22 protein-coding genes and 2 tRNA genes are annotated in these 24,569 nt (G+C 37.1%); 11 read left to right on the plus strand and 13 right to left on the minus strand.

The window, feature by feature from the left end; all coding sequences use genetic code 11:
- Nucleotides 1-66: 66 nt before the first annotated feature.
- The 3 genes from J0M37_14415 to J0M37_14425 form a co-directional block, all read right to left on the minus strand.
- On the minus strand, nt 67-843 hold the full coding sequence (locus tag J0M37_14415; protein MBN8586281.1) for a MotA/TolQ/ExbB proton channel family protein: 777 nt from the start codon (nt 841-843) through the stop codon (nt 67-69).
- A 54-nt stretch (nt 844-897) separates the two neighbouring features.
- Nucleotides 898-1,251, minus strand: coding sequence for an STAS domain-containing protein (locus J0M37_14420; protein MBN8586282.1), 354 nt, complete (start codon nt 1,249-1,251; stop codon nt 898-900).
- 161 nt (nt 1,252-1,412) lie between these two features.
- Entirely contained in the window at nt 1,413-1,961 is a 549-nt protein-coding gene (locus J0M37_14425) for an adenylate kinase (GenBank protein ID MBN8586283.1), read from the minus strand.
- A gap of 608 nt (nt 1,962-2,569) precedes the next feature.
- Here J0M37_14425 and J0M37_14430 point away from each other — a divergent pair.
- The 8 genes from J0M37_14430 (at nt 2,570) to J0M37_14465 (ending at nt 10,531) form a co-directional block, all read left to right on the plus strand.
- Nucleotides 2,570-2,827 carry a cytochrome c gene (locus J0M37_14430; GenBank protein ID MBN8586284.1) on the plus strand — a complete coding sequence of 86 codons (258 nt, stop codon included), beginning with the start codon at nt 2,570-2,572 and terminating at the stop codon, nt 2,825-2,827.
- Nucleotides 2,828-2,936: 109 nt separating this feature from the next.
- Nucleotides 2,937-3,614: a CADD family putative folate metabolism protein gene (locus J0M37_14435; GenBank protein MBN8586285.1), complete on the plus strand. Its 678-nt coding sequence runs from the start codon at nt 2,937-2,939 to the stop codon at nt 3,612-3,614.
- 208 nt (nt 3,615-3,822) lie between these two features.
- Complete coding sequence (locus tag J0M37_14440) at nt 3,823-5,943, plus strand: DUF2723 domain-containing protein (protein ID MBN8586286.1); 2,121 nt, start codon at nt 3,823-3,825, stop codon at nt 5,941-5,943.
- A 10-nt stretch (nt 5,944-5,953) separates the two neighbouring features.
- Nucleotides 5,954-7,390 carry a hypothetical protein gene (locus tag J0M37_14445; protein MBN8586287.1) on the plus strand — a complete coding sequence of 479 codons (1,437 nt, stop codon included), beginning with the start codon at nt 5,954-5,956 and terminating at the stop codon, nt 7,388-7,390.
- A gap of 1 nt (nt 7,391) precedes the next feature.
- On the plus strand, nt 7,392-8,099 hold the full coding sequence (locus J0M37_14450) for a 16S rRNA (uracil(1498)-N(3))-methyltransferase (protein ID MBN8586288.1): 708 nt from the start codon (nt 7,392-7,394) through the stop codon (nt 8,097-8,099).
- Between the two features lie 77 nt (nt 8,100-8,176).
- Nucleotides 8,177-9,073: an ion transporter gene (locus tag J0M37_14455; GenBank protein MBN8586289.1), complete on the plus strand. Its 897-nt coding sequence runs from the start codon at nt 8,177-8,179 to the stop codon at nt 9,071-9,073.
- Nucleotides 9,074-9,164: 91 nt separating this feature from the next.
- Nucleotides 9,165-10,172, plus strand: coding sequence for an ATP-binding cassette domain-containing protein (locus J0M37_14460; GenBank protein MBN8586290.1), 1,008 nt, complete (start codon nt 9,165-9,167; stop codon nt 10,170-10,172).
- Nucleotides 10,173-10,285: 113 nt separating this feature from the next.
- Nucleotides 10,286-10,531 carry a hypothetical protein gene (locus J0M37_14465; GenBank protein MBN8586291.1) on the plus strand — a complete coding sequence of 82 codons (246 nt, stop codon included), beginning with the start codon at nt 10,286-10,288 and terminating at the stop codon, nt 10,529-10,531.
- Nucleotides 10,532-10,592: 61 nt separating this feature from the next.
- On the opposite strand, the gene J0M37_14470 is transcribed toward J0M37_14465, so the two are convergent.
- From J0M37_14470 to J0M37_14480, 3 genes are all read right to left on the minus strand, one after another.
- Nucleotides 10,593-11,657, minus strand: a complete 1,065-nt coding sequence (locus J0M37_14470) for an AI-2E family transporter (GenBank protein ID MBN8586292.1) — start codon at nt 11,655-11,657, stop codon at nt 10,593-10,595.
- Between the two features lie 124 nt (nt 11,658-11,781).
- Complete coding sequence (locus J0M37_14475) at nt 11,782-12,198, minus strand: hypothetical protein (protein MBN8586293.1); 417 nt, start codon at nt 12,196-12,198, stop codon at nt 11,782-11,784.
- 119 nt (nt 12,199-12,317) lie between these two features.
- Nucleotides 12,318-12,872, minus strand: a complete 555-nt coding sequence (locus tag J0M37_14480) for an AAA family ATPase (protein ID MBN8586294.1) — start codon at nt 12,870-12,872, stop codon at nt 12,318-12,320.
- A 150-nt stretch (nt 12,873-13,022) separates the two neighbouring features.
- On the opposite strand from J0M37_14480, the gene J0M37_14485 reads away from it, so the two are divergent.
- Entirely contained in the window at nt 13,023-15,590 is a 2,568-nt protein-coding gene (locus tag J0M37_14485) for a TonB-dependent receptor (protein MBN8586295.1), read from the plus strand.
- Nucleotides 15,591-15,685: 95 nt separating this feature from the next.
- Nucleotides 15,686-18,916, plus strand: coding sequence for a PD40 domain-containing protein (locus J0M37_14490; protein ID MBN8586296.1), 3,231 nt, complete (start codon nt 15,686-15,688; stop codon nt 18,914-18,916).
- A gap of 204 nt (nt 18,917-19,120) precedes the next feature.
- Here the strand turns inward: J0M37_14490 and J0M37_14495 are convergent.
- From J0M37_14495 to J0M37_14505, 3 genes are all read right to left on the minus strand, one after another.
- Nucleotides 19,121-19,195 (minus strand) — tRNA-Pro (locus tag J0M37_14495).
- Between the two features lie 29 nt (nt 19,196-19,224).
- Complete coding sequence (locus tag J0M37_14500; protein ID MBN8586297.1) at nt 19,225-19,488, minus strand: hypothetical protein; 264 nt, start codon at nt 19,486-19,488, stop codon at nt 19,225-19,227.
- A 45-nt stretch (nt 19,489-19,533) separates the two neighbouring features.
- Nucleotides 19,534-19,606 (minus strand) — tRNA-Phe (locus J0M37_14505).
- Nucleotides 19,607-19,817: 211 nt separating this feature from the next.
- Between J0M37_14505 and J0M37_14510 the strand changes: the two genes are divergently transcribed.
- Nucleotides 19,818-22,265, plus strand: coding sequence for a SpoIIE family protein phosphatase (locus tag J0M37_14510; GenBank protein ID MBN8586298.1), 2,448 nt, complete (start codon nt 19,818-19,820; stop codon nt 22,263-22,265).
- A gap of 9 nt (nt 22,266-22,274) precedes the next feature.
- Here J0M37_14510 and J0M37_14515 read toward each other — a convergent pair whose 3' ends face one another.
- From J0M37_14515 to fbp, 4 genes are read right to left on the minus strand one after another with little or no spacing between them, the layout of a single operon-like run.
- Nucleotides 22,275-22,832 carry a hypothetical protein gene (locus J0M37_14515; protein MBN8586299.1) on the minus strand — a complete coding sequence of 186 codons (558 nt, stop codon included), beginning with the start codon at nt 22,830-22,832 and terminating at the stop codon, nt 22,275-22,277.
- A gap of 7 nt (nt 22,833-22,839) precedes the next feature.
- The gene (locus J0M37_14520; protein ID MBN8586300.1) at nt 22,840-23,193 is read right to left on the minus strand and encodes a hypothetical protein; all 354 of its coding nucleotides are present in this window, start codon (nt 23,191-23,193) and stop codon (nt 22,840-22,842) included.
- 11 nt (nt 23,194-23,204) lie between these two features.
- Nucleotides 23,205-23,456: a DUF971 domain-containing protein gene (locus tag J0M37_14525; GenBank protein ID MBN8586301.1), complete on the minus strand. Its 252-nt coding sequence runs from the start codon at nt 23,454-23,456 to the stop codon at nt 23,205-23,207.
- Nucleotides 23,457-23,501: 45 nt separating this feature from the next.
- Nucleotides 23,502-24,515 (minus strand): class 1 fructose-bisphosphatase, encoded by a 1,014-nt coding sequence (gene fbp, locus J0M37_14530; GenBank protein MBN8586302.1) that lies wholly within the window; start codon nt 24,513-24,515, stop codon nt 23,502-23,504.
- Between the last annotated feature and the right edge of the window lie 54 nt (nt 24,516-24,569).

Below are 24,569 nucleotides of genomic sequence, written 5' to 3' on the forward strand. Positions count from 1 at the left end.
TTTTTACTTTCTTATAATCTTAAACTAATTTTTTTAAGTAAATGGTTTCTTTAATTAAAAAATGCCTTATTTGGATTTTACAGTCAAAATCTGCATAATATTGTAAGTAGCTTCATCAATCATATATGTGAAGTTGCTTACGCGTGTTGAAAAGTAATTATAACCAATAATAGCAACAATAGCTCCGAAGATACCGAAAGCGGTATTGATAAGCGCTTCAGAGATACCTGTTGAAAGCTCAGTAGCGTTAGGTGTACCTGCAGTAGCAAGCGCCTGGAATGAACGAATCATACCAAGTACTGTACCGAAAAGACCTACTAACACTGAAATTGAAGCGATGGTTGAGAGCGCAACTAAATTTCTTTCTAAAAGAGGAACTTCAAGCATCATAGCTTCTTCGATAGCGCGCTGAACTTCAGCCATTTTCTTTTCGCCGTCAATGGGGTCATTTTTAACCACATTGTAGCGCTCCAGTGCAAGCCGCAGCACATTGGCCAGCGAGCCCTTCTGCTTATTGCACTCGGCAATAGCTCCATCTATATCATTATCCATAACAAGTGTCTGGACTTTTTTAACGAACGGTTCAATGGGTCCTCTGCCTTTAGCTTTGCCTAAAGAGAGCTGTCTTTCAATAATAAAAGTTATAACCATGATACTGATGGTCATAAGCGCTATAACAACGGGTCCGCCTTTGTAGATCTGGCCGAAAACATTGATAGGTGTTCCTGCAACTGTATCTCCGCCTTTGAAATTATTCGGGCTTCCGAATACAAACTGAAATACTGCAAAAGATACAACCAGTGCAACTACAAGGACGATAGTGATAAAAACGGATTGTTTCATAGTTAAGTTATTCCTCCAATAGATTATTGAGTTTCTTTTTCTTAGTATTTATATTTAATCTGAAAATGACGCAACAGCTTCCATTTCTGACGGGTAGGTATCAAAAATCAAACTGAGCTTAGTTATAACAAATAAATTTTCTAAATTTTTATTAAGCTGGCAAAGCTTAACTTTTCCTTCTCTTTTTGTGTAATTTGCGTGCGCAGAAATAAGGACACCTAATGCAGAACTGTTTAAATACGAGACCTCACCCAGATCAATTACCAGTTTTGTATTGCCTTCATCTGAGAGCTTTTTAATAGTGTTTTGCAGTTCATCTGTTTCATCACCGCCAACAAAATTACCTTTTAGCTTCAAAACCTGAATTTTCCCATCCTGTAAAGATGACTCTTTAATGTGTGAACTCATATTGTATTATAGTAGATATTATAAATTTGGATTGTCTAATGGCAAAGATAAACTGATTTTTTATTATTTGCAATCAAATATTGATGTTTTTTAACTAATATTAAAGAGCAAATTAACTGCACCGTTAACTAAAAAAGCTAATTAAAAAATTTACCGAAAGGTTATTTCAGCACTTCCAGGATCTTATTATTTATTTCACTGATACTGCCTATTCCGTATATATCAAAAACAGCGGATTTTGAGCTATAATGCTCTCTAACCGGAGCGGTTTGCTCTTTATATACTTTAAGCCTGTTTTTAATGGTTTCTTCAGTATCATCTTTCCTTCCCCTGCCAAGCATTCTTCTCACAAGCTCTTCATCATCAAGGGTTATGTTGATAACCCTGGCTGCTGAATACCCAAGGGATTCCATTATCTTATCTAACTCCTTAGCCTGCTCAATTGTTCTTGGAAAGCCATCCAGGATAAATCCATTTTTCGCATCATCGGCTGAAATTGCATCTTTGATAATGCCGACCATTATTTCATCAGAGACTAAATTCCCGGAATCCATTACTTCCTTAGCTTTTAGACCCAGTGGTGTTCCATCTGTGACAGCTTTACGCAGAATTTCTCCTGTAGATAAATGCTTCAAACCCATCTTTTCGGCAATAAGGATCGATTGAGTCCCTTTCCCCGCGCCCGGGGGACCTAGTATTATCAAATACATATAATTAAACAGTAACTTACTTATTTATTGTTAGGAATTAAACCAAATTTAGTTAAAAAATTATTAAAAGAAACTGTTTAAAAATTAAGTTTTTAATTTTGGACTTTTAAATTCAGGAATTTTTAAATAAGGAAATTCATTTATCAAATTAAGATAAGTAACAGGTTTAATTTTCACGAGTTTTTAGGCGTGAGCAAAAAGAATATCTTTGCATTGAATATTACTAACTCATTAACTAAATTAAGCGATTATTTTATAACAATATATACAGGAATCACTCAATGAAAATGAAAACAAAATTTTTTACCTTCATCGTACTTGCTTCATTTGTAAGCGGAGCTTTCTTTTTCCAGTCATGCGGGAAAAAAGATGAGACTACTACTACGCAGGATACAAATAAAACCCAGCAGCAGACTATCACTCAGCAGCAAACCCAGCAGCAGACACAGCAGCAGGATGTGAAAAAGGATTCTGTAAAAACCGATGATAAGAAAAAAGAGGAAGATAAGAAAAAGGAAGAGGATAAGAAGAAAGAAGAAGAGAAAAAGAAGGAAGAAGATAAGAAGAAAGAAGAAGAAAAGAAAAAGGAACAGACATCTGTGAATACGATGGATTTTGCACCAATTTGGTCAAAAAAATGTGCCAAATGTCATGGGTTAAACGGAAAAGGAAAACTCGAAGGTGTTCCAGATCTGACATTACCACTCACAGTTGATAAAAGCAATAGCAAAATTGTAGAAATAATAACAAACGGCAAAAAAGGAAAAACCGATGATGATGAAGATATGCCTTCATTCAAAGGGAAACTTACACCTGAGGAAATTGAAGCTGCCGCAAAGTATGTAAAAAAACTTGGAGGATACTAAGATACACTTGAACATTTCTATTGCGGTTTATTAAGTATTGAATTAAATTAATGAAAATAATACAAGCAGAAATTACAAAGAAAAAATATCTGCGGGGAGAAAACAACAAATGATGACAAACGAGCAGCTCACAAAAGAATTAGACAGGATACTTGAAGAAAAAAGTATCTTAAAACATCCGTTCTACCAGAAATGGAATGAAGGCAAGCTTACAATCGGCGAACTTCAGGAATATGCTAAGCAATATTACCATTTCGTAAAGCATTTCCCGATGTTCGTAAGCTCAGTTCACTCAAACTGCATGGATACAGAAATCCGCAAAATGCTGGTTGAAAACATTGCAGATGAAGACGGCTATAAAACAGGCATAAGCGATCATCCCACTTTATGGATGAATTTCGCTAATTCACTTGGCGTAAGCGAAGAAGAAGCTGAAAATGTTGAAGTGGTTGATGAAGTAAATAGATCAATAAAAGGATTCTATGAGCTTTGCAGAAATGAAGATTACAGGGTCGGACTCGCAGCTTTATTCGGCTACGAAAAACAGATCCCTGAAGTATCACAGGTTAAAATTGACGGCTTAAAGAAATTCTATAACATAGATAGTGAAAAAGCTTTGGAGTTCTTCGCAGTTCACCACGAAGCTGATATATATCACAGCAAAGCAGAGCTTGATGCTATTATAGCAAGCTGCAAAACTGAGGAAGATCAGAACAAGGTATTAGACGCTGCTGAAAGATCAGCCGGCTTATACTGGCAGATGCTTGACGGGGTTTATGTAAATTAATGACCCCACCCAAACCATTCCCGAAAGGGAGGGAATTTGTTTTTGTAGAGACGACCAAATGGTCGTCTCTTTTTTTATGTTTTACATGTTATACATTCGACTCCCAAGCCATGGGCGAGCCAGCGCTCAATACAACATCATATTTCTGCCGACACTGTTTGAATAGCCTTTAAATTAATAAAAATCTGTATATATTTGCAGAATATTGATGAAAAAGTTTACTTATATATACGGTATAATTGCTGGAATTATAGCCTTTACGGTCTATATTATGACACTTGCACCGACAGTTTGGTTTATTGATAGCGGCGAGCTAGCTGCCGTTGCTACTACACTTGGTATAGCACACCCAACAGGTTACCCGTTATTTACTATCGTTGGTCACATATTCACACTGCTGCCAATAGGCTCGAGTGAAATATACAGGCTCAATTTAATGAGCGCGTTTTTCTGTTCACTTGGGGTATTTATGTTTTACATACTTGTTAAATTCCTGATGCAAAACGGCAGTATACCCGAAGATAAACCGGCTTCAAAGCAGCCTAAAAATAAAAGCGCTAAATCACCTGCAGCAGCAGTAAAAGAAAAAGTTTCTTCAATCCCTGAAATTATAGTATATACTGTAGCCGGATTTTCAGCGCTTGTGCTTGCTTTCAGCAAGACATACTGGAATTCAGCAAACTCTGTTGAAGTTTACCCGCTGCATGTTTTTTTCCTGGTAACATTAATGCTTGTATTCCTTAAAGCTGTACTGAACACAAAGCGAGGCTCAAATGAAGGAACATTCATTCAGCAGAATAAATACTATTTGATCTTTTCTTTTTTACTCGGACTTTCATTCACAAATCATTTAACAACAATTCTTTTAGCTCCTGCCTGCCTCACACTGTTTTTCTATACAAATGTATATGATAAACAAAGGCTCTATAAACTGCTCGCATTCATGGCAGTTTGTTTTATTGTTGGATTTTCGGTTTACCTTTACCTGCCTATACGAGCGAACATGAACCCGACATTCATATGGGGCAACCCGTATAACTTTGAGCGTTTTTACTGGCATGTAACAGGCAAACAGTTCTCGGTTTGGATCTTCAGCGCAAAAGGCTCAATACCCGCCTTTTTACTCCTCACAGGCACTACGGTGGGTCTGGCAGTATATGGACTTGTAAAACAGAAAACGCTTAATGCAAACCTGCATTTTGTTTTCTTTGTAATTGTATGTGTACTTGGTTACCTGCTGATATCAGGCTCCGCGGAAATTGTAAGTACACAATTTAAAAAGTTTTCGGCTTCACTTTGGGGTGAATTCGGTTCAGGGCTTGTACTTCTTTCGATCCTGGGAATTTACTTCCTATCAAGGTTCAACACACGTATATATTACTTTACATTCCTGACATTTTTCGGCTGCCTGTTTTATTCAATAAACTATGATATCAATGATATATATTCATACTTCCTGTTAGCATACATTACACTTGCTGTATGGATGGGTTTCGGAGCTGTTTTCATTTACACAAAGCTTGCTGTGATGCTTAAAACAAATGCACAGCGTCTGGCCTTCGGCCTGGTGATAATATTCGCTTCCTTTATAGCCATTAACACAAATTACGCAGGCAACGATGAAAGCAAAAATTACTATATCGAAGAGTTCACAATGAATGTTTTTAAAAATGCTGAACCAAACAGCATAGTAATTTCATCGCAATGGGATTTCTGGGTATCGGCAAGCTGGTATTACCAGTTCGTAAAAAAGATCAGACCTGACCTTGTAATTATAGATAAAGAGCTGCTTCGCAGAAGCTGGTACTTTAAGTACCTTGAAAACAATTACCCTGAAGTTTACAATAATTCACGCGCAGAAATCGAAAGATTTTTGCCTGAGCTGTATAAATTTGAGCATGATATTCCCTACGATACACGTAATATAATGCGGCTGTTCGAAGAAATGATGACCAGCTTTGTTAAAAATAATCCGAACAGAAGAAGCTACATTACATGGGAAATAGAACAGAATAAAAATGAGCCTTTCGCACAGGATTATTTACGCCTTCCTGACGGGCTGCTTTTCAGATTAGTTCCTAAAAATGAATTTGTAAACAATACTGTAAAGGATTACAGTATTTATGATTTCAAATTCTCCCCTGCCCCGCCTAAAGATTATTATTATGAAACACTGATGCGTTCTTATGCAATGATGCTTTCAGCATCTGCTTCATACCTGCTGAGTATCGGCAGAAATGAAGATGCTAAAAAATATATAGAAACTGCATTGAAGGCATTCCCTAATTTCCCCCATGCCCTTGAACTAAAAAAGAAATATAATTTATAATAGGATTAATTTGAAATATCTATTTTTATTAATACTCATTTCCCCTTTCATCTTATTTGCGCAAAATAACATTGACCCGTATAACCAAGAGCTTAATGATTCGCTGAAGCAGCAGTTTGAAAAAAGCGCGCTGACGGTTGATTCACTTAACCTGAAAGTGAACAGCATTATTATCACCGGCAACAAAACTACAAAGGATGATATCATTACCCGTGAGATGAGCCTTAAAAAGGGCAGCAAGTTCACGCTGGAAAAATATTCCGAAGACCTGCTGAACATATATAACCTGGCTTTATTCACAAAGGTAGATATTATACCTGTTCCAATGGGAGAAAAAGAAATTGCTCTGAATGTAGATGTAAAAGAAAGGTGGTATATTCTGCCCCTGCCTAATGCAGGAATCGAGGAAGGTGAATGGAAGAAAATATGGCTAAGCTTAAATTTAAGATGGGATAATTTCAGGGGAAGGAATGAAAGGGTTAATGCAGGGTTCAGGGTTTTTTATAATCCGTCCGTTAACCTTGGCTACTACGTACCATGGATAGGCGAAAAGCTGCACCTTTTTATGGGAATAAACGGCGCCTGGCAGCGCCAAAGAAACCGCAGCCTTTCAGCAGTGGGAAGAGAAAGCGGTTCAAATACTATAGCATATAATGACAGCAACTATGAAAATATTCAATATAAAGCTGAATTAGTCCTAGGCAGGTATTTTGGCAAGAATTTTTCAGTATTCACAGAATTCAAGTTCAATCATCTGCGCGTTACTAAATTCGCACCAGGAAGAACTGTATCAGATGACGGAGTTGACAGGTATATAACACTTGGTGCCGGAATTGGATGGGACAGCAGGGATATAAATGAATATGCAACAAAAGGTTTGCTGCTAAGCACAAAATTTGAAAGGTTCGGGTTTATTGATGAAGAAGTAAATTTTGGAAGGTATTCACTGGAAAGCCAGAGCTTCATTCCCGTTCACTTTTCAAAAAATTATTATATTACTATGGCTTCAAGACTATATACCAGTCTTGCTGTTGGCGCAGATATTCCGGTATACAACCATGAATATCTTGGATACAGCGAAGATTACGTTCGCGGATGGAAAGGTAAAGCCTATGAAGGTGATAATGTATTTACAATTTATAATGAAGTAAGGATACCGATAATTAAGCCAAGATATATCCGTGGTAAGGATATGATGATAGTTAAGGATATCCCGATTGTAAAAAATCTTGATATACGGCACGGGCTTTATTTTACTTTGATTTACGATATCGGCACGGTGTGGTATAAGGATGAAAAAATATCATCAAAACGGTTTTACAACGGGGCAGGAATAGGGTTAAATGTTATTGCTCCTTTTGGTTATGTATTAAGGGCTGACTGGGTTTTCAGACTTGGAAAGCCTACAGTAGGCCAGGTTGGGTTCAGCTTATCAGCTAAATTTTAAAATGGAATATTACTATACATCTAAGCAGTATATATCACAAAGCTCATTAACCATTGTTGATGATGAAGCAAAACATCTTGCTCGCGTTCTGCGTAAACAATCCGGTGAAGAAATTTTTGTGACTGATGGCTGCGGAATGGTATATAAATGTAATATTGGCGCAATAGCAAAGAACATTATTGAATGCAGCATAAAAGAAAGCTTCAGTTTTATTAATGAGCCAAAAACCAAGATTAATCTTTACCAGGGATTGATAAAAAATCCCGACAGGCTGGAGTTTTCAATTGAAAAATCAGTTGAGCTTGGAGTAAATTCATTTCATACAGTAATAACTGAAAACACTATAAACAAAACCACAGATAAAACCGAAAGATGGCAGGCTATTGCTCTTTCTGCAATGAAGCAGTCACAGCGCTGCATTTTGCCTATAGTGTATTCACCGGTTAATTTTTCCGAATCTGTAAATAATTCCAATGCCGGTTTAAGGCTGATTGCAGATGAAAAAGAAATACACAGCAGGATAAAGTTAGAGGATATACCCGATGGCTTGACTTCAATTGATCTGTTCATAGGTCCGGAAGGCGGTTTTACGAAAGAAGAAACAGAGCTTGCAGTTTCAAAAGGATTTAAAGTTCTGGATCTTGGGAAGCGAAAATACCGCAGTGAAACTGCTTCGGTTTATACAATTTCGAACCTTATTAAGTATTAACTTCTAAACTACACACAGTTTTTCGTTGAAAGTTGTTCCCTTTTTTAAATATATTCGTAATAAAATTTTTAAAAATTATGGCAGAATATTTCAGAAAGATCGTTGATTCAAAAAGCTTCCAGTATTTTATTATAGGGGTTATTGTTGCCGCAGGTGTTGTTGTGGGACTGGAAACTTACCATGGGCTGATGGAAACCCACGGTGCGCTACTGCACCTGCTTGACCAGATAATTTTATACATATTTGTTGCTGAGATCCTGTTAAAGATCGGTGCAAAAGGCTCTAAGCCATGGGAATTTTTTTACGACGGCTGGAATGTATTTGATTTCATAATTGTGGCAGTATGTTTTATGCCCGTAGGCGGAGCCTACATTGCAGTACTAAGGCTTGCGAGGATATTAAGGGTATTCAGGCTGGTAAGCGCGCTGCCAAAGCTGCAGATACTTGTCGGCGCATTGCTTAAAAGTATCCCTTCTATGAGTTATGTTGGAATACTGCTTTCACTTCTTTTTTACATTTACGCGGTAATTGGAACATTCATGTTCGGTCAGAATGACCCGATGCATTTCGGCACACTTCAGGTTTCCATGATGACCCTGTTCAAGACCATTACTCTTGAAGGATGGATAGATTTTATGAACACTCAGGTATTCGGTTCAGATGTTTACGGTTATGAGAATTTTCCTGATGTTGCCAGGGTTCCTTCGGCTCACCCGATAGCAGCCCCGGTTTATTTTGTAAGCTTTATACTGCTAGGTACAATGATCATGCTGAATTTATTCATCGGTGTTATCATAAACGGTATGGAAGAGACCAATAAAGAAGAAGAAATTAAGGAGCTTGCAAAAATCCGTGAACAGCTGAAGAACATTACAGTTGAAGAAGAAATAAACCTGATCTCCGAAGACCTGAATAAAATCAATGAAAACCTTAAGCTGCTGAAGAACAGACTTAATACGATTAAAGCCGTCTAGGCGTAAAAACTGAAAATAACATTGAAATTTTTAAGTATAAAACATATATTAAATGATATATTTTATAAAAATAGATAAAAAGTGATAAAATATGCCTGAAATCCTGCTGAATGTAGAAAACCTCAAGAAGTACTTCCCTATCAAAAAGGGTCTTCTTTCAAAAACCGTTGGTTATGTTAAAGCTGTGGATGACGTATCATTCAAGATCAACAAGGGTGAAACCCTTGGGCTGGTTGGTGAATCAGGATGCGGAAAAACAACTATCGGCAGAACACTTTTAAGGCTTATAGAGCCTACCGGCGGAAAAGTTGAGTTTGAGGGCAAAGATGTTACCGCAATGGATAACAATGATCTTAAAAAGCTCCGCAAAGATATGCAGATCATTTTCCAGGACCCGTATTCATCGCTTAATCCAAGAATGACTGTAGGCGGTATGATAACTGAAATTTTAAAATATCATGAAATTGCCGAAGGCGAAAAAGCTGAAAAAATGGTAATGGACCTGCTTGAAAGAGTTGGTTTATCCAGGCTTCATGCAAGAAGGTATCCCCATGAATTTTCAGGCGGACAAAGACAGCGTATCGGGATAGCAAGAGCGCTTTCTGTAGAGCCGAAATTCATAGTTTGCGATGAACCTGTATCAGCTTTGGATGTATCCATTCAGTCACAGATCATAAATCTATTGCAGGACCTGCAGAAAGAATTAGGCTTAACTTACCTGTTTATTTCACACGACCTATCTGTAGTTGAACATATAAGTGACAGGGTTGCAGTAATGTATCTCGGGCAGATAGTAGAAATTTCTGACTGTAAAGAGCTTTATGCAAATACCAAACATCCTTACTCAGAAGCTCTGCTTTCAGCTGTTCCAATACCTGACCCGAAACAAAAACGCAAACGTATCATTCTGACAGGTGATGTTCCTTCTCCTGCAAATGTTCCAACGGGATGTTATTTCCACCCGCGCTGCCCGAAAATCATTAAAGGCGAATGCGAACACATAAGGCCGCTGCTTGCATCATTGAACCAGTCAACTCATGAAGTTAAATGCTTATTGTATCCTGAAAGTTACCCTACAAAGGATATGAAGGCTGCATAAACAAATTATAAATTGAATTTCTAAAAAGGCGATCTTTTTAAAGACCGCCTTTTTTAATATGTGGTTTACTGTATTTATTGGACGTATATTGATGGAAATATAAAAGGTAAGAAATGAAAAAAATTAATAAAAATAACCCTGCAATCAAAAATACAACAGGAACCGATAATTCAGATGAAAATTCAGCTATGGAACAGTTGATAAAGGATAAGACCGGAGATGATCAAAAAATTAAGGAGTCCATAAATAAAATGGGGATTGCGGTCAACAAGAATACAAAAAAAACTGAAAAGCTAACTTCAAAACATACATTCTCGCACAACAAGGTAAACAGGTCATTTTATATAACAAAAAAGTAAACAGACAATAGTCTAAATATAAATAACTTTTTGTATTTATGAATTTTCTTTTGCCTTTTGATTACTGCACCGTGATCTGTTCCTTATTTATTTTACCGCCTTTGAATACTGTAAGTAATCCAATTGCAATTGCAAGTATTATTGGACCGAGGAATAATCCCAGTATTCCGAATAACTGTATACCTCCAATTACTGAGAAGAAAACAAAAAGCTCATTCATTTTAGCTTTTTGTTTTATCAGCCTTGGCAGCAGGAAGTTATCCACCATTCCGATAACCAGTGAGGCATAAATAAGCAGGACTCCGGCTTTCCAGTATTCGCCAGTCAGCGCAAGTATTATTATTACCGGACCGGTTACAAAAGCAGTACCTCCTGTCGGTATCAGTGCAAATATCATTGTTACCATACCCAACACCAGGTAACTTGGGATACCAAGAATCCAGAACATAAAGCCTGCAAGGACGCCCTGAATTAATGCTACCATAAGTGAACCCCGAATTGTTGCGCTAATAAGATCGCTTGTACTTTTTATCAGCTCTTTTGCCTGGTCATTTTCAAGCGGAAGGATATTTGGAAGATCGGCAACAATTTTTTCACCATCTCTGAATAGATAATACATAGTGAAAATAGCAAAAAAGATACTTACCAGCGTGCCTGCTACCCCGCCAAGCACATACCAGGAAGCCTGGAGCGCTGTTTCACTTAAACGGGCAGCAAGGCTTTTCAGTTCATCAGATTTTACAAATTCTTCGATATTAACGTAACGGCTGATATATTCATATATATATTTCAGCTGCCCGCTTTCAGGATGGTTGATCATTTCCTGTACGCTGCTCACAGTAGTGGATGCAATTCCGGCAAGCTCATTTACTACCGCAGCTGAAATGAGAGTAAGCGGGATAATAAATATAAGCAAAGAGGCAAGTATTGTTATAATTGCGCTTAAGGTATGATTTTTTATTTTTGAAACCAGCTTTTTATATAAAGGGAAAAAGATGATCACAAGTATTGATGACCATAACAGTACAGATACCAGAGGCTTGATCATAAGCCAGCAAAGATAGATCATCAGGAATGTGATCGCCATCAAAAGGATGAACTGAGCAAGCTTTTTCTTATCGTTCATATTAAATTATTCACTCTATTTATATAATAATAAACATTTTAAATTAATGAAAGGGTTCACAAATGAAGGTATATAATATATTTTCGGAATAATTCAGATAAGATTATCCAGGAAAAATAATAAATTATTGGCTTACAATAAGGTCTTCAACTTCCAGCTTTGCAAGCATAGTATCAATACCGGAATATTTATTCTTATATTCCAAATAAGCTGCCTTATCTATCCCGTTTTTTTCTGCTACTGCAATCAGCCAGTTTTCTTCTTCAGGATGAATATTGTTATCAGAAAAAACTACAGCAAGTCCATCTTTAATGAATTTCTCGGCAAGTTCTTTATTTGAAAACACCGGCGGAGAATCCTCAACATATTTGTTGTTCAGGATATCCTTTATAGTGTTTTCGCAGAATTCCCGGTCAAACCCAAGCGACTTGCCTATTCTCATTAATAATAAATTTTCAGTATCAGTAATTTTGCGGTCTTTTCTGATAAGCAGCATTAAGCCTTTCAGATAGCAGCTTGCATCAAGAATTGTAATTTTCAATGGTCATTATAATATTAATTACTAAATTCTGTTTAAATTTCAGTCGAGTTGTTTTAAATCATAACACTTAAAAATCCATTATAGTTCAATTATAAGGATTTTTTTAAAACAATTTTGTTCTATTTAGCCTTATAAATTTCAATAATAATATTTTTTATGAAATCAGCTCTTTCTTTTAGAGGCAGAAAAGGAACATCAATAATTTCATACCCTGAATCTTTATAGATTTTTTTTACATTTATCCCGAACTTTTCAGCTAAATTAAAGCTCATTTTCCGTTCTTCGTCATTAGTATAAATTTCTTTCCAGGCATTAAAAGCAAAAACTGTTCTGTTATAAATATATTTCTCTGATGCAATTTTAGATTTCAAGGCATCTGTTCCAAGCAGCTCTGCATAGGCAATTACATCGGGGATACCTCTATCAAACAAAACAGGTTCACCGGAATTCAGATTTTCGTTGAAATCACCGATCATTTTTTCAAGCATTAACTCATTAAATAATTCCGGATCGGTTTCCGGCACTCCCCTGCCGCCGGCTGAACGCTGTTCTTTTAGAATAATCCTTGCAGGTTCATTGATACACAAAAAGCCGCAGCTTTTAAGTTCATTCAAAACTGTGGTTTTGCCCGCTCCCATTGCACCGGTGAATATGAAATATTCAGTTTTATTCAAATTAAAATTTAAAGAAATCTTATAAATAAAGTGTTAAATTTACATTAATTTACTTAAAATTCAATGATTTTTTAGTAAATTTGGATAATTAATGATGAAAAAGGAACTAAATCCTATTTTCGGTCATTATTGATAGTAAATATCTGCTGAATGTATCCATATCATATTATCAAATTATTCTTCTTTACTCTTCTGCTATCTCAACTGGTTTTAGCTCAAAACCGGAATTCTGATAATCCGGAAACAGGCACCATAACCGGGACCATTACTAAACCTGATGGTTCCGCAATTGAAGGGGCAATCCTGATATTGACATCTGAGAATACACGAGAAGCAGGAACAGAAACAGATGTCTCGGGAAAGTTTATTTTAGATAACCTTCAGCCCGGTATTTATAATTTAAAAGCAGAATTAATTGGTTATAAATCTGCGGAACGGAAAAATCTCACAGTTTTTGCAGGTGATACATTAAAGACTGATATTATTCTTGATGATGAAAGCTATTCCACCGAAGAAATTGATGTAGTTTCAGACCGTTTCAGACAGGCACAAAACGATATGAGGATAAGTCTTCAGAATCTTTCACCCAAAACAACAAGGGTGATCCCCGGAGTTGGTGAAGATGTATTGCGATCTTTACAAACATTACCCGGCGTAAGTGCGCCGAATGATTTTTCTTCACAGCTGATAGTACGCGGTTCAGGTCCTGACCAGAACCTTATAATAATGGATAACATAGAGATCTTTAATCCATACAGGCTGTACGGAGTATTCAGTATGTTCAACCCTGAAACGCTTGAGGATATAAATTTAATTACCGGCGGTTTTCCTTCAAAGTATGGTGACAGGCTTTCTGCAGTTCTGGAAGTAGCAAACCGCGAAGGCAGCAAGACAAAATACTTCACCGGTCAGACAAATGTTAATATAGCGAACGCAAACCTGGTATTCAGCGGGAAAATACCATTTAAAAATATTCCGGGTTCATGGATAGTTTCAACAAGGAGGAGTTATTACGATCTTATCCTCGACCCATTCGCAAAGAAATCCGGTTTAATAGATGAAAGCGCATCCTTCCCTTCTTTTGAAGATGTACAGGGGAAAATAACTTTGGGTCCGTTTAAAGACCATAAATTAATTCTTAACGGAATTTATTCCCGTGACGGAGTAAATATTATTCCAGGTGATTCAAAAGAGCTTGAAGACTCAGTTTCGGTGCGTGACCAGTCATCAAATGATGTATTGGGATTAGCCTGGCATTATGCGCCAAATACAAAATTCCTTACTAAAACCACTTTTTCCTGGTACCGTAATAAAGGTGATGCCCAGTTTGGAGGCGAACTGCTTGACCCGGTGCTTGACAGGGAAACATACACACCTGAAGTTCGCGACAGCCTGCGGGCATTAGGGTTATTTTTAGGAATAGGGTTTAAATCCAAATACACTTTCCGAAAGTATGCGATACAGAACAGCACAATTTTTATATCAGGTGCGCACAAGACTGAAATTGGCGCAGGGATTGATATACTTCGGACTGATCTTGAATTCACACTTGATCTTGATGACAGGCTTAAAGCAATAGTTCAGAACAACCCGAATTTTAATGCAATTTCTAACGGTCAGCTTGATGGCAAAGATTATTACCGAGCAAATTTTTATATTCAGGATAGACTGAAGCTTTCAGACAAGCTTTATATACAGTTCGGAGCCCGTTTTGATTATTTTGCAATTAATAAAAAAGCATACCTCTCGCCACGGATAAATTTATCTTATGCTATAGATAAAGTTACAACGGTGCGTGCCGGAACCGGTATCTATTACCAGTCACCCGGTTACGAAAAATTAATTGATGCCCAGATATTTTTTGACCTAAGTGAAGAAAAAGCTAAAAGGCTAGAAGCTGAGCGCTCAGTACATTATATACTAGGAGCTGAAAGATGGCTTTCTAATGACCTGCTTGTTAAATTTGAAACATACTATAAGCAGTTTACAAATCTAATAGTCCAGGAACAATTAACAGGCTACAGGTATGAATTCTACAGGTACGACCCAAATAATAATGACCCAGAATATCTGCGTGACCCGGATAACTGGTACCGCAGCTCTGAGAAGCTGCCGTATGATTCTGTAACCGCTACTCCAGTAAACGGAGCAAACGGGTATTCATACGGTTTTGAATTCTATATAGAAAAAAAGGCTGTAAACCCAAGCTCTAAATTTTCAGGGTGGCTGAGCTACTCTCTTAGTTATGCAAACCGTTTGCGCAACGGACTTGAAACACCTTTCAGGTATGACCAGCGGCATTCAATAAATGTTGTTGCAAACTACAAGCTCTTAAGCTGGCTGGAGCTTGGGGCAAGGTTCAATTATTCTTCAAACTTCCCTGTCACACTTCCTAAAGGAATCCGTCCAAGAGTTGTTGGTGACTCACTTGCAGTATTGCCAATACTAAACCTTGTCCAGTTCGATTTTGAATTTGGAGGCAATGAAAATAAATTTGCCGATAAAAAACCGGTTTATCACAGGCTGGATCTAAGAGCGACAGCATATACAAAATTCTGGGGAATTGATTGGGGATTTTATATAGATGTGATAAACGTTTATAACAGGCAGAATGTTATAGGATATGATTTTTATATAGATGAAAATTTAGAGGTAAAGCTGAAACCCATTGGGCAATTCCCTGTATTACCAACTATAGGAGTAAACGCAAGGTTTTAGAACTAAATGATAATATACTTAAAATAATATTTTCTGATAATTATATGTTTTTTTAACAAAAATTTTCATAATATTAACCAAACTAAATGGTAATAATGAAGTTAAAAAATATTTTAAGCCCGGGATTCCTGCTAAGATCAATACTTACAGCATTTGTTTTGTTAATACTTACCGGAAATGTCTATTCCCAGTTTGGGCAAAACAAAGTGCAGTACAAGGTATTTGAATGGAAATACCTGCAATCACAGCATTTTGATATTTATTTTAACCAGGGTGGTGAGTTTATTGCACAATTCACGGCAGTTGCTGCTGAGAGTTCACTGGTAAGCCTGGAAAATAATATCGGGTACGGAATTAAGAACAGGATACCGATCATATTATTCAATTCTCATAATGAGTTCCAGCAGAATAATGCAGTTGATGAATATCTATCTGAAGGAATTGGCGGCGTAACTGAGCTTTTCAAGAACAGAATAGTAGTTCCCTTTGAAGGAGATTATGAAAAATTCCGCCATGTGATCCACCATGAGCTACTTCATGCATATATGAATGATATGTATTACGGCGGTTCACTGCAGAACATAATTTCGCAGAATATAGCTCTTCAGTTCCCCGGGTGGTTTTCTGAGGGTATGGCTGAATACCAGTCAATAGGTGGAATGGATAAAGCTAATGATATGTTCATTAGAGACGCTGTAATTTATGATTACCTGCCTCCGCTTGATTATATTGACGGGTATCTTTCATATCGCGGAGGCCAGAGCTTTTTTTCATGGCTGGCTGATGAATACGGAAAAGAAAAGATAGGCGACCTGATGATACAGATTAAAGCGCTGGGAGATGTAGATGAAGGATTTGTTGATGTTTACAATATGGGCATTGAAAAGCTATCTGAAAAATGGCATAAATCATTAAAGCAGACATATTGGCCGGATATCAATACAAGACAGGAGCTGAGTGATTTCGCGAACCGTTTGACAAATTCACGTGAAGGTGACGGATTTTACAATACCGCTCCATCGATCTCACCCAAAGGAGATAAGGTTGTATTTATTTCAAACCGTGACGATTATTTCAGTGTATATATAGCAGATATCAAGTCAGGTAAAATTTTAAAAAAGCTAATTGGCGGGAACCAGACCGCTGATTTTGAAGAGCTGCATTTACTCACACCGGGTTTATGCTGGTCACCTGACGGTAAAAAAGTAGCCATATCGGTAAAAAGCGGCGATAAAGATGCAATATATATAATTGATGCTGAAGATGGCGATGAAGATGTTTTGCCTATCGAACATGACGGAATATTTTCTGTTGACTGGAATCCGGTTAACAATTCATTAGTTTACCGCGGTGATAATGCAAAGCAGTCAGATATATGGATCTACAATCTTAAAACAAAAAAGAAACAAAGAGTAACCAATGATCTTTTCACCGATATAGATCCCAAGTGGTCAAGAGACGGTAAACTTATATATTTCTCTTCTGACAGAAGCACTTATACAAACCTTAATGATATACCGACAGATTTTGATATGAATTCATACGATTACAAGGATAAAGATCTGTATGTTTATGATGTTGAAGCCGGCAAGCTTTCACGGTTTACTGAAGATAAAAATGCGAATGAATCAAGTGTAGTTACTTCACCTGACGGCAAAAAGGTACTTTATATTTCTGACAGAAACGGGATTGATAATATTTGGATGCGTAATTTAGAAACAGGAGAAGAAAAGCCCATAACTAACACCCTGGACCCGATAAGCCTGCTGTCGCTTTCTGCAGACGGGAAACGGCTTGCATTTACAGCTTTAAACAGGGGCGGCTATGATATTTTTTATCTTGAAAATCCGTTTGAAATTGATATAGCAATGACTGAATTGCCGAATACACAATTTGTACAGAAACGAATTGACGAGATGAAAAAGCTTACTTCGTCAGATTCTCTTAAGCTTTTTACAGATTCAATGCGGGTTATTGCGGATTCACTTATGAATTTAACAGGTGATACCACCGGTGTGAATTCTGATTACACTGTATCTGACAGTACTGTTACTGACTCAACAAAATCACTTTACGGTGATGATGTTGCATTAAATTTAAATCCTGAAAAGGTTGATTCAACTAAACAATCACCTTCTCAGCGCCTGAAGCTGAAGGAAAAGAATAAAAGTAAATTCCAGCTGACCGATAACACCAATCCGGACGGCAGCTACAAAGTAAATAATTACAAGATCAAATTTTCACCTGATCTTATTTACAGTAATGCCAATTACAGCAGTTTTTACGGAGTCCAGGGAACTGCGCAAATGGCATTCAGCGATGTATTGGGAAATCACAGAATATATGTAGCAACAAGTCTTGTACTGGATCTTAAAAACAGTGATTACGCGTTTGCATATTACTATCTTCCCAAAAGGATCGATTGGGGTATAAGCGCATACCACTCTGCAAGGTTTTTACTTATCGGAAGAAACTTTTCGACTTCACAGTTATACCGTTACCGGACATTCGGAGGAGATATCAGTCTATCATACCCGATAAGTAAATTTAAGCGTATTGAAGGAGCGCTTTCTTACAATCATTTAACCAAAGAAAATCTGGATAACCCGGCAGAACCTTCGCAGAACCTGGATTTTATACTTCCCGCTATAAGTTATGTTCATGATAACACTTTATGGGGTTATACAGCACCAATTAAAGGTTCACGTTATAAACTGACATTACTTGGAACACCAAAAATAGGCTCTAACGGCGTTAGTTTCTTCAGTGCACTGGCAGATTACAGGACCTATTTTGAAATTGCTGATGATTATAACTTTGTGTTAAGGCTGAACGGCGGGGCAAGCTTCGGTAAGAATCCCCAGCGTTTTTATATAGGCGGTACAGAAAGCTGGATCAATTATGAAGTCCAAAATGATATTCTGCCTATTGAGGATATTCAGGACTTTGCATTTTCAACAGCGGTAATGCCGCTAAGAGGCTACAACTATAACTACCGTTCAGGGAGTAAGTTTGCGTTAATGAATGCTGAATTCAGATTCCCGCTTTTCAGATACCTGATATTAGGTTTATTACCGCTTGGATTTCAGAATATACAAGGGGTAATTTTCGCGGATGCAGGTTCAGTTTGGAGTGACACCAAAAAACTTCAGTTCTTTCATAAAAATAACGGAAGCCTGCAAACAAAAGATCTGCTGTTGAGTGCCGGTATTGGTACAAGATTGTTTTTCTTATATTTCCCGATGAAGCTGGATATAGCGTGGACCTATGATATGCAGAACTGGTCAAAGCCTAAATATATGATATCAATAGGAGCAGATTTTTAACATTCTAAATAATTCGATTACAAAAAAAGGACGCCAAAGCGTCCTTTTTTGTTAGGCTATAAAATCTGTCGGGATGGTCACCCAGCAGGTGTGACGACCTTCCCCGACACTTTGTGTCGGGACGCGATAGCCTTAAAAAACTTTGAATTGAATTAAAATGATTTAACGAGTTGTAAAATTAAGCTAGGGAGTATATTTAATCTGTCGGGATGGCAGGATTCGAACCTGCGACCTCCTGCTCCCAAAGCAGGCGCGATAACCGGACTACGCTACATCCCGAAATGTTAAAAAACTATTCCGAAAACAAATTAAACAAAATCAATTTTGCTTAATAAAATACCTGTTTCCTTGTGAATATCAGCTAATATTTCTGATTCCTTTTTTTGCAAAATACTACTAACATCAGAATTATCAGTTTTTACTAACAGTAAATTTCCTTTTAATGAATCCTGAGAAATTTTTATTACAGTATTTCCAAACCTGCCGTTTAACCCGTTCAAATACTTTTCAGTCAATATCTGCCAAACTTTATTGTTGTTTTTGATATTTTTGAAAAATTTAAACATTGGCATTTTTACAAAATACTAAACAAAAAAGGAGCAGTTGCTCCAAGTATGTGGACAGGGCCGGAATCGAACCGGCGACACACGGCTTTTCAGGCCGTTGCTCTACCTACTGAGCTACCTGTCCATTGGTTTGAAAACTACCATAAAACACAAATATCCCCAAAATTTTAAATAAAATCAATTTACAATTTCATCCCTTTTTCAACAATTATTTACACTTGAAAATTACATTTTATTGCTTACTTTTGTATTATATGAATGAAGTTTCTATCCCAAAATTGATAATTTCTTACCTTAGCAGATTTCTCGGTTTATTTCTGATAATTTTTGCGGTTATGGCTGCAATACAGGGATTTATTTCAGTTTTTAATATCAATAAGGATGGTTCGACCGGTGTTAGGTATGTAAATGAAACTGAAAAATTTGATTACCTCATCATCACAACTGTATCTGAAGATTACCCTGCATATACTTCCGGAATTCAGCCAGGTGACACACTTATAAAAATTAACGGAAAACCTGTCACAGATCTAAGCGCTATTCGAAGTGATCTGAACCGAAAAGAAATTGGTGAAAAAGTTATTTATACAGTAAGAAGGGGACCTGAAATTAAAGAATATGAATTAACGCTTGCCCCCCTTCTCCCCCTTGAAAAACTTATGGTATTGTTATTCAGAACGGTTCCAGTTTTTTTATTAATGAGTTATTTGCTTGTAGGGATTTGGGGAATACTTAAGAGTCCATATGCTACAGAAACTATTTTAATAGCCCTTTTTTGTTTCTGTTTCGGAAGCTTTATGTATGCTACTGTAAATGTTGGTGATACATCTGATACATTTATAAAAAATTACCTGTATTTTGATTCTCTGCGTGAGCTCATAACCTACATAATGTGGCTTGCGCCAAGTTTTTGGGTTCTGCTTTTCGCTACTTTTCCCCGCAGAAACAGGATCTATGAAAAAAATAAATTTATTTCACTCTTATTTATATTTCTGCTGCCGTTAATTATAATAATTTCTTCACTTATGAATTTTGACAGCCGGATCCTTACATTTTTAATTTTCCTGATGCTTTTTTTGCAAATGAGTGTTGGTGTGCTGCTGCTTTCAAATAACCTGAAAAAAGTTTCTACAGCCCTTGAAAAAAGACAGGTAAGGCTAATGCTGTTCGGGGTAAAATTCGGGGCGATTTCAATTGGCATAGGGTGGATTTTGGTTATAGTTACTCAGTTCATTTTACAGAACAAGCTGGGAGCCAATTTTTTGCTAATCAGTCTGTTAATATTTCTGATCTGTGAGATCGGGGGATTGATCATACCGTTTACATTCCTCAATTCATTTTTCCAGAATAAGCTTCTTGAAACTGAAAGCGCTTTAAAAAGAAGAGTCAGGGTTTTTGTTGTTACAGTGGGAGTTATTGGTGTTTACCTGTTTGTAATATTTGTAATTGTAAGACTTTCAGTAAGCCTCTTTGAGCTTAGAGATCCAACCGTAATAATTGTTTCAGTTCTGCTGCTCTCTTTAACATTCACGCCGATAAACAAAAGAATATTGACCTGGATAGACGAGACATTTTACCCGGAAAAGACGAAATATGCTGAAGCTTTGAAAAAATATAACAACAGCATTTCCGGACAAATCGAATCTACTGAGCTCCTGCGGGAATTAGGGAAATGGGTAAGCAATACAATAGGTATAAACCCGGTAATTCCTTTTGCGCTTAACCCTCAGTTCAGCGGCAGCATTCCATTCAGATATAATGACAGTGAAAGCGTAATACACAGAATACGAAGCGGCAACAAGTTTTACTGGGATGAAATTTCAGAACGCTCCAGGATTACTGTGGACGAAAATGAAATTGAATGGGTAAGAGATAATGATATATCCGTTACAATTCCTATGATATCCCAGGGTGAATTGATAGGAGTTTTGAATCTAGGCAAGAAACAAAACCAGGAAGATTTTTCGGCTGAAGATATGGAAATTCTTACACAGGCATCTGCACAAACTGCATTGGCACTGCAGAATCTAAACCTCCAGTCAGTTTATATTGATAAAAAGCGCATGGATAAAGAGCTTGAAATGGCCCGTAATATTCAGCGAAGGCTGATGCCGCAGGAAATACCTGATGTTAACGGCCTGGAAGTTTACGGTGAATCAAGACCATGTTTTGAAGTAGCTGGTGACTATTATGATATAATCAGCAATGATGAAGGCAACACCTTTATGGTAATTGCTGATGTAAGCGGTAAAGGCGCAGGGGCTGCAATGATAATGGCAAATTTGCAGGCATCGATAAGAGTTGGGCTGGAAATTACTGAGGATTTCTCGGAATTTATTGCAAGAATTAATAACCACGTTTACAAGAACACATCATCTTCAGAATTTATTACCCTTTTCATCGGCGCATGGGAACCTTCTACCAAATCATTTCACTATATCAATGCCGGACACAATCCACCGGTTATGATTGATAGTATGGGGAATATTTCTACACTTGATGCAACGGGACTTATTTTGGGAGTACTGCCAGGGCAGCAATATGAAAGGAAAATCATTCATATAGAACCGGGTTCGGTAATAGCTATATTTACTGATGGTTTAGAAGAGGCTATGAACCCAGCAGGTGATATTCTCGGCCAGGAACGAATTATTGAAATTCTCAAGCAGTGTAAACATCTTTCATCAAAAGAAATTGTAAAAACTATTCAGGATAAGGCAATTGAGCATTGTGCCGGCAGGCCGCTTCATGATGACTTAACAATGATCGTTATAAAAAGCTGATGTTTACAATTATTTTTTCCTTACAGATTTTATTATAAAATATATTATTGGAAATAACCCCAAAGTTGCCACAGAAGCAAAAAAGAATGCAATTTTAAAACCTAACTCGTCTGATGAGTTTTCTGATAATTCTGCAGAGCTGACATTCAACCCCTTGCCTAATTTAACAGTAAAAAAAACCGTAACAAATAATGAGTATAGTATACTGAGAGCCAGCAAAAGAGCTGCAATATCTTCCGAGCTTCCGGAAGCAAGAAAGGCTGTGGTAATAGCGAATACTGCTGACCCAAATAAAACCAGGAAAAACGGGATTGTTATATTTTTATGATAAAAAACACCAATTGAAGCTTTACCAGCAGCAGTCGCGGTAAAATATTCATTGCTATAATTGATGCGGCTTTCATAATAGACTGAGTAGAAATTCCAGTAAGAAGTAAACAGAAATGGAACAGCAGCGGCAGAAAGTGTTATAAACAAGCTGTCACTTTCTCCGCTTCCGGTAATTATCAATGCGGCTGCTATAAGAATAAAAAGTATGCCGCTTGAAATGAAAATAACTTTTCTCAATAAACAGTTATTCTACTTTGATGATTTGAGACTGTTCAGTTATTATAATTTCAGGCTTACCTTTATATTCTTCAATTTTACCTGAAATAGTCAATACAGAGCCCTTCTTAACATCAGCGTAACTTACACCTGAACTTCCTGTTTTAATAACTGCAACAAATGTTGCGTTTGGATATGGTTCATCAAAGTTAATCAGCACAGTTCCTTTGTTAGATACAAATACTGAAGCAACAATACCTTTTACGATCCTGGTTTCACCGATGAAATTCTTAGCATCTTTTGATGATACTGTATCCTGAGATAAAGATGCGGCAGTTATACCGATAAATAAAAGGAGACTGAATAATATTTTGGTTTTCATATTATAATTAGTTAATATTTATTTTCTTTAAGCTTTTCAAATGTATAAATCCCGGAATCATGCCCATCCTGCCAAACCAGCTGCACTGCATATGTTCCAACTATTCTGATATCTTTCAGCGTAAGCTGAGGTGATGCCAGCAAAGGGATATAAGTTGCAGGTTTATTCAATTTTTCAGAAATACAGTTTGCGCACGGGCAGCTTTTTCTGAGGTTAGCAAGCTGCAGCAATGAATCACTGCCATCATCCCATTCAATATGCAAATACCGTGAATCTTTAATATTTATTTTAACAGGGCTGATAACAGATCATTTTAAATTTAAAAATTTTTCAGCTTCGAGTACATCTTCTTCGCTTCCTATGAAAAGCGGTGTCTTCTGGTGCAGGTTCAACGGCACTATTTCTAAAATACGCTGAGAGCCGTTACTTGCTCTGCCCCCTGCCTGTTCTACTATCATTGCCAGCGGATTTGCTTCATAAAGCAGCCTTAACTTGCCATTAGGATTTTTGTTATCTCCGGGATACATAAATAACCCGCCATAAAGCAAATTCCTGTGAAAATCAGCAACTAACGAACCAACATACCGCGCTGAATAAGGCCTTCCTGCAGCTTTATTATCCGTCTTGAGATCATTGATATAATTCTGCAACCCCGGAGACCACCTGGAATAATTTCCTTCATTAATACTGTAGGTTTTGGAACGTTTCGGTATCTGGATATTTTCATAGAACAGCAGGAATTCTCCAACAGTGGGGTCAAGTGTAAAACCATGTACTCCCCTGCCTGTAGTATAAACCATAATTGTGCTTGAGCCGTATATAACATAACCTGCAGCAACCTGGTTTGTGCCCTGCTGCAAACAATCTTCCAGGGTACCGGGTCCGCTTTTGGATCTTCTCTTATAAATTGAAAATATTGTACCGATACTGATATTAGCATCAATATTGGATGAACCATCAAGGGGGTCAAAGTGAATTATATATTTGCTCATAGCGCGCTCACCCATGAATTTTTCGTTAACGGGTATAAAATCTTCGCTTTCTTCGGAAGCTATTGCGCATAAATGTCCGCTGACTTCCATTGCCTTTACAAGAGTATCATGGGCATATTCATCAAGCTTTTTAACCTGCTCTCCGTGGACATTTTCAGAACCGGTAATTCCCATAAGATCTATTAATCCTGCGCGGTTTACTTCGAGTGATATTACCTTACATGCCAATGCAATATCTGCAAGAAGGTCGCTTAGCTCTCCTGTAGCATCAGGGTACTTTCTTTCTTCATCAATAATATGCCTGTATAATGTTGTAAATTTTCTTAGCATTATATAAATTAATTAATTTTTACAAAATTACTGATTATAATGAGTAAATTAAAT

Source organism: Ignavibacteria bacterium (assembly GCA_017303675.1).
In the GTDB taxonomy this organism is placed as follows: Bacteria; Bacteroidota; Ignavibacteria; order Tepidaquicellales; family OLB5; genus OLB5.